The sequence below is a fragment of the Stenotrophomonas sp. YJH_SMC_25 genome (assembly GCF_059369595.1).
This window is the reverse complement of record NZ_JCAFSV010000007.1, coordinates 103,033-120,040: the sequence shown is the minus strand read 5'-3', so window position 1 is coordinate 120,040 and position 17,008 is coordinate 103,033. Positions and strand designations below refer to the sequence as shown.

Below are 17,008 nucleotides of genomic sequence, written 5' to 3'. Positions count from 1 at the left end.
TCCGTGCGCGGGTGCCGTGCGCCGCCGCTTCGTCCCTGACCTTCCTGGACGATGCCCGATGAACGCACAGCTCTCCGCCCTGCAGCAACAGGCCCAGCAACTCTCCGCATCCGTGACCCGGCCCATTCCCGGCTCGCGCAAGATCCACGTGCCCGGTTCACGCCCGGATCTGCAGGTGCCGATGCGCGAGATCGCGCTGACCCGTACGCCGACGCTGTTCGGCGGCGAAGAGAATGCGCCGGTGACCGTTTACGATACGTCGGGCCCGTACACCGACCCGGAGGTGCGCATCGATCTGTCCGCCGGTTTGCCGGCACTGCGTCGCGGCTGGGTGGAAGAGCGCGGTGATACCGAGCAGCTTGAAGGACTGAGTTCTTCGTTCGGTCGCGATCGCGAGCATGACCCGAAGCTTGACGCGGTGCGTTTCCCCGCGCGCAGCCTGCCACGCCGCGCACGTGCCGGTGCCAACGTCACCCAGATGCATTACGCGCGCCGCGGCATCATCACGCCGGAAATGGAATTCGTCGCCATCCGCGAGAACCAGCGCCTGGACGCGATCCGGGATGCCGGCCTGCTGCAGCAGCACCCGGGCGAGGCCTTCGGCGCGTCGATCCAGAAGGTCATCACCCCTGAGTTCGTGCGCGACGAGATTGCACGTGGCCGCGCGGTGCTGCCCAACAACATCAACCATCCGGAAAGCGAGCCGATGATCATCGGGCGCAACTTCCTCACCAAGATCAACGCCAACATCGGCAACAGCGCCGTATCTTCCGGCATCGCCGAGGAAGTGGAAAAGCTGGTGTGGGCGATCCGCTGGGGCGGCGACACGGTGATGGATCTGTCCACCGGCAAGCACATCCATGAGACCCGTGAATGGATCATCCGCAACTCGCCGGTGGCCATTGGTACCGTGCCGATCTACCAGGCGCTGGAAAAGGTTGATGGTCGTGCCGAGGCGCTTACCTGGGAAATCTTCCGCGACACCCTGATCGAGCAGGCCGAGCAGGGCGTGGACTACTTCACCATCCACGCCGGCGTACTGCTGCGCTACGTGCCGCTCACCGCCAAGCGGGTGACCGGCATCGTCAGCCGCGGCGGCTCGATCATGGCCAAGTGGTGCCTGGCGCACCACAAGGAGAATTTCCTCTACACGCATTTCGAAGAGATCTGCGAAATCATGAAGGCCTACGACGTGACCTTCTCGCTGGGCGATGGCCTGCGCCCGGGTTGCATCGCCGATGCCAACGACGCGGCGCAGTTCGGCGAACTAGAAACGCTGGGTGAACTGACGAAGATCGCCTGGAAACACGATGTGCAGACCATGATCGAAGGCCCCGGCCACGTGCCGATGCAGCTGATCAAGGAAAACATGGACAAGCAGCTGCGCGAATGCGGCGAAGCGCCGTTCTACACGCTGGGCCCGCTGACGACCGACATCGCGCCGGGCTACGACCACATCACCAGTGCGATCGGCGCGGCGATGATCGGCTGGTTTGGCACGGCCATGCTCTGCTACGTGACGCCGAAGGAACACCTGGGCCTGCCCAACCGCCAGGACGTGCGCGACGGCATCATGGCTTACCGCATTGCCGCGCACGCGGCCGACCTGGCCAAGGGGCATCCGGGCGCACAGGTACGCGACAACGCGCTGAGCAAGGCGCGCTTCGAGTTCCGCTGGGAGGACCAGTTCCACCTGGGCCTGGATCCGGAAAAGGCCAAGGAATTCCACGACGAGACGCTGCCGAAGGACGCGCACAAGCTGGCCCACTTCTGCTCGATGTGCGGACCGCACTTCTGTTCGATGAAGATCACCCAGGACGTGCGCGACTACGCCGAGGCCGGCATGAAGGAGAAGTCGCAGGAGTTCCGTGCTGGCGGGGCCGAGGTCTACCGCCAGGGGTGACGGGTAACGGGTAGTGCCGGCCGCCGGCCGGCATTCCGTCGTGCACGGGACCGGGGAGAGTGCTGGCCAATGGCCGGCACTACCGTTCATCACGCCGCGCCCGGCTATCCTCCGCGCATCGCCCAGGGGAAAGGACGCCATGCCCGTTGCCACGACCACCCGCTGGCTGGCCATCGCCCGCCGCCATCCTTCGGCCTGGCTCCTGGCCGCCCAGTTGATCGCGGTGCTGCTGTATCCCGCCCTCGATGACACCGCCGCTGGCCGGGCGGCGCTGGGCATGTTCGGCATGGCGGTACTCGGCCTGGCGCTGTGGGTGGTCCAGCGCAGTCCGCTGGGAACCTGGCTGGCATTGCTGCTGGCCATTCCATCGGTGGTGTTCTCGCTGGCTGGCGCCCTGCTTGACCGCAGCGCGCTGCTGACCACCGCGCAGCTGCTGGAAAGCCTGCTGTACTTCTATACGGCCGGGGCATTGATCGCCTACATGCTGCAGGACCATCGAGTAACACGCGACGAACTGTTCGCGGCCGGGGCAACCTTCACCCTGCTGGCCTGGGGGTTCGCCTTTGCATTCGCGGTGTGCCAACAGTGGTATCCAGGCAGTTTCCAGGGCGCGACGGCTGGCCCCGAACGCAGCTGGATGGAGCTGCTTTATCTGAGCTTCAGCTTGTTGTCCGGAGTTGGATTGAGTGACGTCGTGCCGTTGCACCCGCAGGCACGGGCCTTGGTGATGCTCGAACAGTTCGCAGGCGTCATGTATATCGGCCTTGTGGTGTCGCGTCTGGTCGGATTGACCATGCTTCGGCGCATGTGAAAATGAACGCCAGATAAAAATTTCGCGCCCATAAGGGCGCGAATGGTGATGCAGATTATGTGAATGCGTCGGCGAGAGAGAGCCTGAGTGTCGACCCCGTCATAGGCGGGGTAACCGGCTTAGGCTAATATCCGGGGGCGTTATTGTTTTTGCGGTATGCGCCGATGCTTTGTGCGGAATCTGGCTTTTCGATGGCCCTGTCCAGGGACGGTGGGGACGGTATTGCTGGTGAGCCCTGCCCAGGTCCCGTCCCTACTGTATAGCGGAAAATGAACAGCAGCGAACTCACGCCCATTGACGCCGACCGCGTGCAGGTCGGCGACTGTGTCATCACCTTGTCCTCGCGTGAGGTCGAGGTTGAAGGCGCGCGCCGTCCGCGGCGGCTGACGCCGAAAGCGCTGGGCGTACTTCGCGTGTTGATGCGGCAGCCTGGGCGCGTGGTCACCCGTGAAGAGCTGTTTGCCGAGGTCTGGCCCGATACGTTGCCGACCAATGACGTGCTGACCCAGGCCGTCACCCAGCTGCGCAAGGCGTTCGCCAACGACGATGACAATGGCCAGGCCTACATCGAGACCATCGCCAAGAGCGGCTATCGGCTGCTGGTACCGGTGCAGGCGCTGGACGACTTCGAGCCGGTGGCGGAAGTGGACGCGCTGGCCGTTGCGGATGTGATGCCGTCGCCGGACGGTGCCGGCACGATTCCGGCGCTGGCCGTGCCGGCAGCGCCTTCACGCCGGCGTGGCTGGCGCCAGCTGCGCCGCCAGCTGTTGTGGGTGCTGGGCGTGATGATGCTGGCCGCGCTGCTGGTCATGGCCACATTGTTGCTGCGGCGCGGGCCGGAGCCGAGTTCACCGGTGGATGCAGCGGTCGAGAACGGCGTGCGGGTGATCGGCAGCCCGCAGCGTCCCTATCGCCTGATCACCGCTACCAGTGGTTTTGAAACCTATCCCACACTTTCGCCGGACGGCTCCCAGGTTGCCTACGAAGGCGCCAACGAGGATGGCGCCGGAGGTGGTGTGATCAAGGTGCAGACCTCGGGCAATGCGCCGGCCCGGCAGCTGGCACTACCGCCAAAGGGGGCCAGTGACCGTTTCCCGAGCTGGTCACCGGACGGGCGCGAGATCGCTTTTGCCCGCTTTGGAGCCGACGGCGGTTGCCAGGTGCTGATCGCCAGTGCCACTGGCGGCGGCGTGCGCCAGGCGACCCGTTGCGATGGAACCGAGCTGCTCAGCTTCGACTGGACACCGGATGGCCGCGGCCTGGTCTTTGGCAGCATGGTGGGCCGCTATGCCCATCGCGGTATCCGTGTGCTCGACCTGGCCAGCGGCCAGTGGCGGGCGTTGGACTACGCGGTCGATCAGGATGATTTTGACTACGCGCCACGCTACTCGCCCGACGGCAAGTGGCTGGTGTTCGTGCGCAATCCACAGATGGGCGACCTGTGGCGGATGCCGGCCGGAGGCGGTGAGCTGGAGCAGTTGACCAACGAATCCGCCGAACAGCGTGGCTGGGCCTGGCTGGGCGATGGGCGCAGCATCGTGTTCGGCCGGCGCGTGGACAGCGAGGTGCGGTTGTACTACCTGGACGTGGAGCGCCGCACCTTGCGTGATGCCGGCCTCGACGACGCACAGTGGCCTGCGGTGTCGCGCCACGGCGACGTGCTGGCCTTCGTTCACCGCCGTGCCCAGTTCGGCGTGTTCAAGGTGCCGATGGCCGGCGGCAGCGCCGAGCGGCTGTTCGCGTCCAGCGGGCGCGACGGGCAGCCGATGGCGGCGCCCGACGGTCGCCAGCTGGTCTTCACCTCCGATCGTTCCGGCAGTTTCGCGCTGTGGTGGGCGGACATGCAGCGGCCCGACTCACTGCGGCCGATCGAGGGCCTGCGTCCGGAGGGGCGGCAGGCGCCGGACTGGTCGGCCGACAGCCGCCAGCTGCTGGTGGTCGGGCGTGACGAGCATGGGCGTACCGTTGTCTACGAGATCGCCCCGCGCGACGAGCACCTGCAACCGCTGCCGGTTCCGGTGGATCAGCCGCTGCAGGCCCTGTACGGGGCAACCCCGGAGCAGCTGCTGGTAGTCGAGCGCGATGCAGAGCAACGCACCCGGTTGAGCCTGTTCGATCGCAGCGTGACCCCCTGGCGCCGCCTGGCCAGTATCGACGGCGTCTCCCAGGCGCGTTTCGATCGCGGCGATGGCCGCGTGCTGTTCACACGCCTGGCGTCCGGCGGCTTGTGGTCGGTGGATGCGGCACTGTCCCCGGCCAGCGTGCAGCAGGTCAGTGAAGACCGGCCCAGCCGATGGCGCTATCGCACCTGGACGGTGGCGGGCACCGGTGGCATCGGCTATCTCGGCAACTCGACCGAATGCGGTACGACCTTGATCCATATCCAGGCCGGCACCGAAGCCCCCGAGCGCTGCCTGGACCGGCAGCGGCTCAGCGCGGGCAACGGCATCAGTGCCAGCGCCGATGGCCGGGACCTGTACGTCGCCCTGGCGGTCAGCGATGGTGCCGACATCGGCGTCATGCAGCTGCCCCAGTCGACGCCAGCACTGTTCCCGGCCTTTCTCAAGTCATTGATCCTGAAGAAAAATATCTCTTCGTGATTTTTTCGTGGAGTTCTCGCCGCGAATTCGTGGCGATCTCGGCGGATTTTCCTGACGGGCTGACGCCTGATTAGGCAAAACGGAAGCCTGTATCAGGCAAACCCGTGGTGCCCCATGCGTCAACTCTCGCTGGCCGATCGTGGCCAAACCGTCTCCCTCGACAAGGCGCTCGACGATCTCGCGCCGACCTGCATGGGCGTGGCCCGGCTCGGCAGCCTGCAAACGGCAGGGTCAAGCTTCACTGTCTGGCTGCAGGTGCGGGGCAGTTCCTGGGTGGAAGCCAAGGAAGGGCGTTTCCGCCTGCGCCATGGCGAGTGGATTGCCTTCGAGAAGGAGTCGCGCCCGTTGGTGCAGGCCGGCCGTAACGGACTGTGCGTGGGCCTCAGCCTGACTGCGGAGGCGATGCGGGTGCTGTCCGAGATGGCCGACTGCGGCCTGTATGCCGGTCGTGGTCGCATGAGCCGCGGCGACGCCCGCGTTGCCCTGCGCCTGTGGCGCGATGCGCTCGACAGCGGCCTGCCAGCGCAGGCGCTGCGCCCGCTGTTGTTGCATCTGGCCGGCCTGCAGCGTGACCTGGCCAACAACGTACAGCGCTGCCCCGGTCGCTCACGCAGCCGCAAGCGCCAGGTGTTCGGCCGCATGCAGCGCGCCCGTCTCTATCTGGAGGGCAACAGCCACCGCGTGGTGCGGATCGGCGAGCTGGCCGAGCTGACCAACTTCTCCAGCTGGTACCTCTCCAAGACCTTCCAGAGCCTGTATGAAGAGAGCCCCCAGTCGCTTTCGGCACGGTTGCGCCTGGAGCGGGCCGCCGATCTGCTGCGCGACACCGACATGATGGTGGGCGAGGTCGCCGCGGCCAGCGGATTCGACAACTGCTGCAGCTTCGCGCGGGCCTTCCGCGCCCGTTACGGGCAGTCTGCTTCCCGGTTCAGGGAAAACGGCGGCTTGCTCCCGCCACACTCTGCAAAGTCTACGGTTGGGTCGCGCAAATACAGCATCGCAACGCAATCGTAACGTGCTGGAGCGTTTTAACACGCTACTAACACGTACCTTGGAGAGATTGATGAACGTTCGCACCCCTGCCGTGCGGCTGGGCCTGCTGCCCGCCGGCATCGCGCTGGCGCTGGCACCGGCATTTGCTTCCGCACAGGAAGCCAGTGCCCCGACCACCCTTGATCGCCTGGAAGTCACCGGCTCCCGCATCCGCTCGGTGGATGTGGAAACCTCCCAGCCGGTCCTCACCGTAAGCCATGAGGACATCCAGCGTTCGGGCCTGGTCAGCGTCGGCGACCTGCTGCAGAACCTGTCCGTGGCAGGCACCCAGACCTTCAGCAAGGCGGCCGTGCTGGCGTCCAACCCGGAACAGGGCGGCCAGTACGTCAGCCTGTACAACCTGGGTGAGCAGCGCACGCTGGTGCTGGTCAACGGCAAGCGCTGGAGCACCAGCCTGGCCGGCTTCACCGACATGTCGACCATCCCGACCTCGCTGATCGAGCGCATTGAAGTCCTGAAGGACGGCGCCTCGGCGATCTACGGTTCCGACGCCATCTCCGGCGTGGTCAACATCATCCTGCGCAAGAACTTCGATGGCGCCGAGGCCAGTGCCTACTATGGCCAGAACAGCCACGGCGACGGTTCCAAGACCCAGTACAGCCTGACCCTGGGTGCCAGCGGCGAGCGCTCCTCGATCGTGTTCGGCGCGAACTACATCAAGGAAGATCCGGTGTGGGCCAAGGATCGTGGCCTGACCAAGTACTCCTATGGCCAGGGCCACAAGGAAGACGGTCTGAGCCCGGCTGGCCCGTGGGGTCGTTTCACCGATCCGCGTGCCGAAGGCACCGCCGGTGCTGGCGAATACAACAAGGCTGGCAAGTGGGTCCCGAACACCTGGGTGGTCAACCACACCGGTTCCTGGGACACCCCGGTCGGCGTTGGCCAGCCGTCGAACAACTTCAACAACTACCACCTGATTGGTCTGGACGACTACTACAACGCCTCGCAGCAGATGATGCTGAACCAGGGCGCTGAGTCGAAGACCATGTTCACCTCGGCCAGCTACGACATCAACGACAACCTGCGTCTGAAGTCGACGGCGATGTACTCCGAGCGCGATTCCAAGCGCCAGATCGCCGGCTACCCGCTGACCGGCACCTCGCAGCCGCAGTTCCCGGTGGCGATCAGCAAGGACAGCATCTACAACCCGCTGGGCAACTGGGCCAACCCGGGCGCCGGCGTTGACATCGGTGGCTGGGGCCGTCGTATCTTCGAACTGCCGCGCATCACCCAGAACAACGTCAAGTCGCTGCACTTCGACGCGGCCCTGGAAGGCAACTTCGACTTCAACAACCGTCCGTTCGACTGGGATGTGGGCATCAACTACAACCAGTTCGACGTGACCCAGACCAGCTCGGGCAACATCAACCTGCTGGCCCTGAAGAACGCCCTCGGCCCGTCGTTCATCAACGCCAACGGCGTCGCCCAGTGCGGCACCGCTGCCAACCCGATCGCGCTGGGCACCAGCCCGGGCAGCTGCGTTCCGTTCGACCTGCTGGGTGGCGCCAGCGCCGCGACCCCGGATGCGCTGAAGTACATCAACACCCTGCTGAACTCGACCGGCCAGAGCAAGAGCAAGCAGTACTTCGCCAACATCACCGGTTCGCTGTTCGACATGCCGGGCGATGCGGGCGAGTTCGCCTTCGCTGCCGGTTACGAGCATCGCGAAGTGTCGGGCTACGATCACCCGGACGCACTGTCCTCCTCGGGTTACACCACCGAGCTGGCCGCGCAGCCGACCGAAGGCAAGTACAAGACCAACGAGTTCTACCTGGAACTGATGGTGCCGCTGCTGCGTGACCTGCCGGGTGCCAAGGAGCTGTCGCTGGATATCGCCAGCCGCTACTCGGACTACGACAAGTTCGGCAACACGGTCAACAGCAAGTTCAGCGTGACCTGGAAGCCGATCGACGACCTGCTGGTGCGTGCGACCTACGGCGAGGGCTTCCGTGCCCCGACCCTGGACGACACGTTCGGTGGTGGTTCGCAGACCTTCGACAAGTTCACCGATCCGTGTGATGCCGTGTTCGGCCAGCGCAGCAACCCGGCCGTTGCAGCCCGTTGCGGTGCTGAAGGCCTGGCGTCCGACTTCCGTCAGACCGACGCTGCCGGTCGTCCGATCAGTGCCCGTGACACCCAGGGTAACAACCCGTTCAACTCGGGTGTGGGCAACGACAAGCTGCAGCCGGAAACCAGCAAGACCCGCACCGCGGGCCTGGTCTGGAGCCCGAGCTTCGTCAGCGGCCTGAACGTCTCGCTGGACTGGTACAAGATCACTGTCGACAACGTGATCACCGCGCTGTCGGCGAACTACGTGCTGAACCAGTGCTACCAGAACGGTGTGCAGGCCTTCTGTGACCAGTACAGCCGTGGCGACGTCGCCAACGGCCAGCAGGTCACCGGCCTGAGCCGCGGCAACGCGAACCTGGGGTCGCTGGAAACCGAAGGCTACAACTTCGGCGTCCGCTACCGCATGCCGGAATACAGCTTCGGTACCCTGTCGTTCAACCTGGACACCAACTACCTGACCAGCTTCCGTCAGCAGGCCACCAAGGGTGCTGCATGGGATGACTACGCAGGCTACTGGAACTACCCGCGTGTCCGCGGCACCCTGGCCAGCACCTGGACCAAGGGCGACCTGTCGGCCACCTGGACCATGCGTTACTACGGCGGCTTCCGCGACTTCTGCTACGACCAGGAAAATGGCCTGGAGTGCAACCAGCCGGATTACTACACCGAGAACGGTGGCTGGAGCGGTGGCCTGGGTGCCAACAAGAAGGGCGCGATCGTCTATCACGACATCTCGGCCACCTGGCAGGCCCCGTGGAACGGCAGCGTGACCGTCGGTGCCCGCAACGTGTTCGGCAAGACCCCGCCGATCACCTACGCGGTGACCAACGCCAGTGCCGTGCAGCTGGACCCGATGCTGGATTACGACCGCTTCCTGTTCATCCAGTACAACCAGCGCTTCTGATCCATCGAAGCCTGAAGGCAAGACGAGGAGGGCGGGCCGCAAGGCCCGCCCTCTTTGCGTTTGGCAGAGCCGGGTCGGGAAATTCTGAATCGGGCAGTTCAGCGACAAAGGTCACGCTTGTCGCAACTGGACCGCTGGTAGGTTCGCAGAGGTCCATTCCGGACCAGGGAGAGCGCGAAATGAACAACGCGATGCCACGTATGTTTGCTGCTGCAGTTCTCGCCGTCCTGAGCCTGGCCGGCAGTGTGTCGGCCGGTCCGCTGGTGTGTGCCAATGGCCGTTATTGCGCGGAGGTGCGCAGCAACTGCATCAAGGCCGGTGAGGATGCGGCGTACTGCCAGTTCCTGTTCGAGCGCTGCGTGTACGACCACTGCGCGCAGCCCTGACGCAACGAAGGCGCGTCCCTGCGGACGCGCCTTCATCGTGTGGATTGCCGGTGGAACTCAGGCTTCGCTCGGCGTAAGCCCCATCAGGCTGTTGGCATGTTCACGCCACTGCGGCAGTTTGTTGAGCACGCCCGCGCGCTGCAGATAGTCCTCATCCACCGGGTCGCCGTTGACCAGCGCCAGGGCCACGTGCACCGCACCGGTCACCCAGAAGCTGCGGGTGTTGGCGCGCTGCGGCTGCAGGTGGAATGCCACCGCTTCGATGATCGGCATCGGCAGGCCCCACAGCCCCAGCAGATAGGCACCGGCTTCGGCATGGCCCGGGCGGGTATCACCGGCCAGCGACGGCTCGGTGCGCTCGTTGCGTACGCCGGGCAGCAGCAGGCCGATGTCGGCCAGCAGTGCCGCGGTTGCGCCCAGTTCGGCACTGGATTCGGGCAGCAGGCGTGCGGCCAGGCGCGAGGCGAGCAGGGCGCGCTGCTGCAGCGAGTTGCGTTCGGCAGTCGACAGCGTCGGCGCCGAGAACACTTCACTGGCCAGCACCAGGTCACGCAGCGTGGCCAGGCCCAGCCGGGTGACTGCAGTACGCAGGTCGGCAATGGTGCGGCCCTGGCTGAAGAACGCCGAGTTCGACAACTGCAGCACCTTGGCGGCGATGGCCGGATCGGCGGCCACCAGCTTGGCCACGTCGGCGCTGTCGGCGTCGTCGTCATGCTCCAGCGCCTGGGTCAGGCTCAAGTACAGGTGCGGCGGCGACGGCAGTTTCTCGATGCGGCCGATGGCATCGCGCAGGCGCGGGCTGTCCAGCACTTCGCGCAGCTCTTCCAGGCTGGTCAGCGCTTCCAGCAGTACTTCCGGTGCCAGTGGCAACGGCAGGAAACGGTGAGCGACACCGATCAGGCGTGCCGGCGGCGGCCGGTTGCCATGCTGTGCGTCCACCAGCGCGATGCGGATGGTTTCCGGACGCAGGGTCCTGATCTGGCCGAGCAGCGTGGTGGCATTGAGGTCCGGCAGCTGCGGGCAGACAATCACCGCGTCCACGCCCTGGGTGGCAACCGCGGTCATCGCGGTCTGGCCATCGGTGGCGGTCAGCGGCTGCCAGTCTTCCCCAAGATCGGCAATGAATTCGGTCAGCTCAGCCGGCAGGCTGGCTGCATCCCCAACAAGCAGAATACGCACGACACATTCCCCTGGCTGTCTCGACGATGGATGTCGATGACGTGTGAAGTGACGCAATTTACCTAATACGGCAGCAAGAGTGATGTGCCGTCATCATGAAACGTGACCCGCATCGCTCCGGCAGGGTACCGCCGGAGCGATCCGGTTCAGGCTCAGGCCTTGCTGTCGAGGTGGCGCTGGTGCGCCTCGATCAGGATCTGCTTGGCCTCAGCGGCGCCGCCCCAACCGTCCAGCTTGACCCACTTACCCTTCTCGAGGTCCTTGTAGTGCTCGAAGAAGTGGCCGATGCGCTCCAGCCAGTGGCTCGAAACCTGGGCGATGTCTTCAACGTGGGCGTAGCCACTGAAGATCTTCGAGACCGGCACGGCCAGGATCTTCTCGTCGCTGCCCGCCTCATCGCTCATCTTCAGCACGCCGACCGGACGGCAGCGCACGACCGAGCCCGGCACCAGCGGCAGCGGCAGCACCACCAGCACGTCGGCCGGATCGCCGTCGCCGCACAGGGTGCTCGGCACGTAGCCGTAGTTGCAGGGGTAACGCATCGGGGTGGACAGGATGCGGTCGACGAAGATCGCGCCGGTTTCCTTGTCCACTTCGTACTTCACCGGCTCCGAGTCCTTCGGGATCTCGATGATGACGTTGATTTCTTCCGGCGGGTTCTTGCCGGGCGAGACGAGTTCCAGACCCATGGTCGTGCTCCAGGTGGGGGATATAGACGGATAGCCCCCCATTTTATGCCTTTGCCGGGCGCTGTGCAGAGGGAGGGGCTGACCGCCCACGCGGCAGGCCGGGGTTGGCTGATAGGGCCGGCCGGTGCGGGGGCGCAGGCTGGATCGACCTTGCCAAGGAGTCCGCCGATGAAAGTGTCTGCCCTGCCGTTCGCCCTGTTCTGCATGCTGCTGGTTGCGCCGTTGGCCCAGGCCTCTCCTTACGTCGACCTGATCGACTACCCGCGGCAGGAAGCCAACTGGGACCGCTTCTTTGCCCTGGAGGGACGTCTGCAGTACGGGTTCGACGCGATCTGCGGCGATACCTTCTGCGAAGGCGAGTACAGCGATATCCGCGCCCTGCGCCTGCGCTGCTCGGTGGACGCGATGCGCGGCACGGTGCATGAGTGCCTGTGGGCATTTGCCGCCAGTGACCTGGCTGTGTCGCGGCATGACGGTGCGATCGTCGCCCGGCAACCGACCTGGCTGTGCCGCCTGCCGCTGGAGCCTGGCACACCGGTGGAGGCCTTCCATGCCGCGCTCGCCGCCCGCAATCCACTGCATGACCCGTTGCCGGGGACCTCGCAGAGCGTCTATGACGGGCTGACCGGGTGCATCCATTGATGCGAACGTGACTGATTCTCATTAACGGAGTAGCATGCGCGGCGCCTTCCGTCTGTCGTCCCGGTTCCGCGCATGTCCTCCAATGCCGCCTCCCTCACCGAACTGCTGATCCGCGAGCGGCCTGCGCTGCTGCGCCGGGTGCAACGCATCCTGGGGGGCGACAACGGCGCCGAGGACGTGATCCAGGCGGTGTGGTTCAAGGCGCGTGGTGTCGATGACAGCCAGGCCATCGACAATCCGCGTGCCTACCTGTACCGGCTGGCCGCCAACCTGGCCACCGACCATGGCCGCGAATCGACCCGGCGCAACCGCCTGCTGGCCGACCACTACCTGTGGGGAGCGGACGAGGTCATCTCGACCGAGGAACAGGCCATGGCCCAGGACGAGCTGCAGCGTGTGCTGGATGCGGCCGGACACCTGCCGGAGCCGACCCGCACCATCTTCCGGCTCAACCGCCTGCAGGGCCTGACCCAGGCCGAGATTGCCCGCCGCCTCGGGGTGTCGGTGACCACCGTCGAGAACCATGTGCGCACCGCGTTGCAACGCCTGGCCTGGGCGCGCAGCGGCCGATGATCGCCCCGGCTTGGGGCTGGCCCTCGCTGAAACGTCTTGATCACTGGACCGCAGATGCGGTCTAGTTCCCCCGCCCGCGCTTGAATGCGCCTGTCCGCCAGCCGATGAGCCCGCCGAACACGCTGCCCGCCGCCAATGACGATGCCCTGGCCGAACAGGCCCGGGGCTGGATTGCGTGGCTGGCCTCGGGTGACATCGGCGAGGGACGCATGCACGAGTTCGAGCGCTGGCTGGCAGAGCCGGGGCACCGCCGGGCCTTCGAGCACGAGCGCACGCTGTGGCGCAGTGTCGGGCCACGCCCGCTGGCCCGGTGTGCCGAACGCCGCCGCCCGCATCGAATGCGCTGGGCGATGGCCGCTGCAGCTGTGCTGGCGATGCTGGTGGCATGGCCGGAGGCCTGGTTGCGGCTGCAGGCCGACCATCGCAGCTCGCACGTCGTGCAGAACGTAACGCTGCCCGATGGCAGCCGCGCAGTGCTGGATGCGGACAGCGCGATCACCGTGCGCTTCGATGCGCACGCACGCGAGGTCGAGCTGCTGCGCGGGCGCGTCTGGTTCGAGGTCAGCCCGGATGCGCAGCGGCGTTTCAGCGTGCGTGCCGGCAATGGCGTGGTTGAGGACATCTCGACCGCGTTCACCGTCGCGCGTGGCGATGACCGGGTGGAAACCCAGGTCGGGCAAGGCAGGGTGCGTGTGGCCAGCCCGGCCGACGGTGGCTGGACCTACCTGCAGGCGGGCCAGCGTGCCGTCTATGGCGAGCGCAACGGCGTGACGCGCCTGCAGGATGTGGCGGCCGACAGCGTGGGCGCGTGGCGCCAGGGCGAGCTGCTGCTGGAGCAGGCCAGCGTCGCCGACGCCGTGCAATGGGTGGGGTGCTATCGTGCCGGCCCGACGTTCGTGCGCGGTGATCTGTCGCGACTGCCGGCGATCAGTGCGGCGCTACGCATCGATCGCCCGGAACAGGCGCTGGACGCGTTGGCGGCGACGGCAGGTCTGCAGGTCACCCGCCTGCCGCTCGGCGTCGCCATCATCCATCAGTAGATCCACGCCATGCGTGGATGATGTTTCCGATGTGCCGGCAAACGGTCGGCACCCTCTGCGGCCGCAAATCGCCCTTGGGGTTGCCGCGCGCCCAACCGTCTTACCCCGCGAACGTACCCGCCGCCGCCACGTACGTCGCCGTGTCCGCCTGTGTTGCGGATGACGCCGCGCCTGCGGCACCGATTACCTGACAGGTTCCCCATGTTCGACTCCCACCGTCCGGGCCGCGCGCCGCGCCCGTCCCGCCTGTGCATTGCATTGCTGGCTGCCGGCCTGGCCAGTGCCACGCCATCCGCGCTGGCACAGAACGCCCGTGGCGATCACGCCGCCGTACAGCGCTTCGACATTCCGGCGCAGCCCCTGGACGAGGCGCTGCGCAGCTACATGCGCCAGTCCGGCGTGCAGGTCGTGTATCCGGCCATCCTGGCCCACGGGGTGAGCTCGCGTGCGGTCAATGGCAGCCTGCCGGCCAACGAGGCGCTGCAGCAGCTGCTGCAGGGCAGTGGCCTGGCGGTGCGCCGGGTCAGCGCAGATGCAGTCGCGCTGGAAGCGGCGACGCCGGCGCAGGCCGACAGCGGCGTGATCGTCACCGACACGCTCAGCGTGGCCGGCGACCGCGTCGACAGTGGCGCGACCAGCGACGAGGCGCGCCTGCTCGACAGCTATCGCAGCGTCGGTTCCACCACCACGCTCAACCGCACGCACCTGGAGCGTTTCCGCGGTACGTCCAACGGCGACATCGTCAAGGGCGTGGCCGGCGTCACTGCCGGTGACCCACGCGTTGGCAATGGCTTCGACGTCAACATCCGCGGCATCCAGGGCCAGGGCCGCGTGCCGGTGATCATCGACGGTGGCCAGTCCAGCATGGATACCTACCGTGGCTATGCCGGTCAATCGCAGCGTACCTACCTCGACCCGGACCTGATCTCCAGCCTGACCATCACCAAGGGCCCGAGCCTGCAGGCCAACGCCTCTGGCGGCATCGGCGGCGTGGTCGAGATGGAGACGCTGAAGATCGGCGACGTGCTGCGCGAAGAGCGCGACTTCGGCGTGCGCGTGCGTGGCGGCCTGGCCAACAACAGCGCCAACAACCTGCCTTCCTACAGTGCCGCGCCGCGCAACGATCGCAGCGCCACCGGCAGCCAGTTCTTCAACGTGGCCGCTGCGGGACACTGGGATCGCTTCGATCTGGTCGCCGCCTACGCCTACCGCGACAATGGCAACTACTTCTCCGGCAAGCACGGTTACGATGATTTCCCACAGACCCGTCGCACGCTGGCACCGCTGAATCCGCCGCGTACCGAAGTGTTCAACACCTCGTCGCGCTCGAAGTCGGCGCTGCTCAAGGGCACCTGGCGTATCGACGATGCACAGACCCTGGAAGCGGGCTACCGCCGCTACGAAGGCACCGCCGGCGAGATCATGGCCTCGCAGATCATCCGCGTCGATCGCGACCGCATTCCGCAATGGGATCCGGGCCACGTCGACATGGACAGCTACACCCTGCGCTATCGCTTCAACCCGGACAGCGAGCTGGTCGACCTGCGCGTCAATGCCGCGTACACCGACACCGACAGCGTGATGTACAACAGCCTGACCGGCATCACCCCGTGGTATTTCGATCGTCGTACCGAGTGGTACGACGCGCCCAGCTTCAGTGGCGACCCCGGCTACAAGGATGCCTACCGCAATCCGCTGCGACAGAAGCGCTTCGGACTGGATGCCAGCAACACCTCGAAGTTCGACACACGTGCTGGCGCGTTCACCCTCGACTACGGCCTGTCCTACAGTGACGAAGACATCGCACCGGGCAGCTCGGGGCCGGTCATGCACGACGATCTGGTCAACAACCGTTTCCTGCGCAACGCCGAGCGCAAGGAATACAGCGCCGTGGCCTCGCTGAAGTGGCAGCCCGATGAGCATTGGGAACTGCTGGCCGGCGGCCGCTGGAACCGCGTGGATGTGCATGACCGCAACCGCCTGGCCACGCCCGATGCCTATGAAGTGCAGGGCCAGTACCGCTACACCGAACTGCTCAATGGCAACCCGGCGCTGCCGTCGTGGCGGGCCAAGCGCATCGCGCTGCTGAACTGGTATCCGGATGCCAACGGCAACTTCACCCAGGAATCGCTGCTGGCCTCACCGTACAAGAAGGGCACGGTGGGCGACATCGGTGGCTGGAACTTCTACGACGCCGGCAAGGCGCAGGACCTGGAAGTGCCGGTCAGCTGGACCTGGTCGCAGCCGATCCGCCGTCGTGACACCGCGTTCTCGCCGACTGCCAGCGTGGCCTACCGCTTCAGCGAAGACACCCTGGTCTACGTGAAGTATGCCGAAGGCACCAAGCTGCCGAGCCTGTTCGAGACCACGCTGGGCCTGTTCACCGCCGCCAAGCCGGTGGGCGAGCTGAAGCCGGAGCGCGCGCGCAGCTGGGAAATCGGTGCAAGCACCCTCCGCTATGACCTGTTCACCGCCGGCGATCGCCTGGCGCTGAAGCTGGCGTACTTCGATACCCGCATCGACGACCTGATCACCCGTGACTACCGCACGCTGTCGGCGGGCCTGATCCGCAACGTCGACCAGTTCAAGGTCTCGGGCATGGAGTTCCAGTCCAGCTATGACAGCGGCAAGGTATTTGCCGATCTGTCCGCGCACTATTACTTCAAGGCCAAGACCTGCGCGCCGGACATCGCCGCCGAGCGCCGTGCCTATGGGGCGCAGCGCAGGAACGGCGAGCTGGCCAACACGCCCGACTGCGTGGACGGCGGCTTCGAGGGCTCGTACACCAATACCCAGAACCCGCCGCGCTACATGGTCAACCTGACCCTGGGCTCGCGCCTGTTCGACGAGCGCCTGACCTTCGGCACCCGCGTGGTCCACAACGCCGGCCCGATCAGCAAGCTGGACAAGGACTGGAACGTGGGCTTGTCGGCGATCCAGCAGCTGTACCGGCCAACCACGCTGGTGGATCTGTTCGCCAGCTGGAGCTTCAACGACCAGCTGTCGGTGGAAGCCGGCGTGGACAACCTGACCGACCGCTACTACCTGGACCCGCTGGCCCTGGGCGTGATGCCAGCCCCGGGCCGCACCGCGCGACTGGCGTTGACCTGGAAGTACTGATCGGTCGCGGATGAGTGGTGGGGTCGGATCCCTTTCCT

General features: G+C 66.0%; 12 protein-coding genes. 10 read left to right on the top strand and 2 right to left on the bottom strand.

Features of this window, described 5'->3' with window-relative positions; translation table 11 throughout:
• The first annotated feature begins 58 nt into the window (after positions 1–58).
• The 6 genes from thiC to AC5P7E_RS11325 all read left to right on the top strand — a co-directional run bounded on the left by thiC (position 59) and on the right by AC5P7E_RS11325 (position 9,727).
• Positions 59–1,903, top strand: coding sequence for a phosphomethylpyrimidine synthase ThiC (gene thiC / locus AC5P7E_RS11350; RefSeq protein WP_043034059.1), 1,845 nt, complete (start codon positions 59–61; stop codon positions 1,901–1,903).
• Between the two features lie 139 nt (positions 1,904–2,042).
• Complete coding sequence (locus tag AC5P7E_RS11345; RefSeq protein WP_005410941.1) at positions 2,043–2,714, top strand: ion channel; 672 nt, start codon at positions 2,043–2,045, stop codon at positions 2,712–2,714.
• A 269-nt stretch (positions 2,715–2,983) separates the two neighbouring features.
• Positions 2,984–5,314: a winged helix-turn-helix domain-containing protein gene (locus AC5P7E_RS11340; protein ID WP_114618197.1), complete on the top strand. Its 2,331-nt coding sequence runs from the start codon at positions 2,984–2,986 to the stop codon at positions 5,312–5,314.
• Positions 5,315–5,428: 114 nt separating this feature from the next.
• Positions 5,429–6,328, top strand: coding sequence for a helix-turn-helix transcriptional regulator (locus AC5P7E_RS11335; protein WP_062605686.1), 900 nt, complete (start codon positions 5,429–5,431; stop codon positions 6,326–6,328).
• Positions 6,329–6,377: 49 nt separating this feature from the next.
• Positions 6,378–9,341: a TonB-dependent receptor plug domain-containing protein gene (locus tag AC5P7E_RS11330; protein ID WP_005410938.1), complete on the top strand. Its 2,964-nt coding sequence runs from the start codon at positions 6,378–6,380 to the stop codon at positions 9,339–9,341.
• A 191-nt stretch (positions 9,342–9,532) separates the two neighbouring features.
• Positions 9,533–9,727: a hypothetical protein gene (locus AC5P7E_RS11325; RefSeq protein WP_223846439.1), complete on the top strand. Its 195-nt coding sequence runs from the start codon at positions 9,533–9,535 to the stop codon at positions 9,725–9,727.
• Positions 9,728–9,784: 57 nt separating this feature from the next.
• Here AC5P7E_RS11325 and AC5P7E_RS11320 read toward each other — a convergent pair whose 3' ends face one another.
• On the bottom strand, positions 9,785–10,906 hold the full coding sequence (locus AC5P7E_RS11320; RefSeq protein WP_005410936.1) for an HDOD domain-containing protein: 1,122 nt from the start codon (positions 10,904–10,906) through the stop codon (positions 9,785–9,787).
• Between the two features lie 152 nt (positions 10,907–11,058).
• The gene (ppa, locus tag AC5P7E_RS11315) at positions 11,059–11,595 is read right to left on the bottom strand and encodes an inorganic diphosphatase (RefSeq protein WP_005410935.1); all 537 of its coding nucleotides are present in this window, start codon (positions 11,593–11,595) and stop codon (positions 11,059–11,061) included.
• 168 nt (positions 11,596–11,763) lie between these two features.
• Here ppa and AC5P7E_RS11310 point away from each other — a divergent pair, with 168 nt between their 5' ends.
• The 4 genes from AC5P7E_RS11310 to AC5P7E_RS11295 all read left to right on the top strand — a co-directional run bounded on the left by AC5P7E_RS11310 (position 11,764) and on the right by AC5P7E_RS11295 (position 16,970).
• The gene (locus tag AC5P7E_RS11310) at positions 11,764–12,237 is read left to right on the top strand and encodes a hypothetical protein (RefSeq protein WP_044570834.1); all 474 of its coding nucleotides are present in this window, start codon (positions 11,764–11,766) and stop codon (positions 12,235–12,237) included.
• A 72-nt stretch (positions 12,238–12,309) separates the two neighbouring features.
• Positions 12,310–12,810 (top strand): RNA polymerase sigma factor, encoded by a 501-nt coding sequence (locus AC5P7E_RS11305; RefSeq protein ID WP_005410933.1) that lies wholly within the window; start codon positions 12,310–12,312, stop codon positions 12,808–12,810.
• 104 nt (positions 12,811–12,914) lie between these two features.
• Positions 12,915–13,850, top strand: coding sequence for a FecR family protein (locus AC5P7E_RS11300; protein ID WP_111174470.1), 936 nt, complete (start codon positions 12,915–12,917; stop codon positions 13,848–13,850).
• Positions 13,851–14,051: 201 nt separating this feature from the next.
• Positions 14,052–16,970 (top strand): TonB-dependent receptor, encoded by a 2,919-nt coding sequence (locus tag AC5P7E_RS11295; RefSeq protein ID WP_062605690.1) that lies wholly within the window; start codon positions 14,052–14,054, stop codon positions 16,968–16,970.
• Positions 16,971–17,008: the final 38 nt, after the last annotated feature.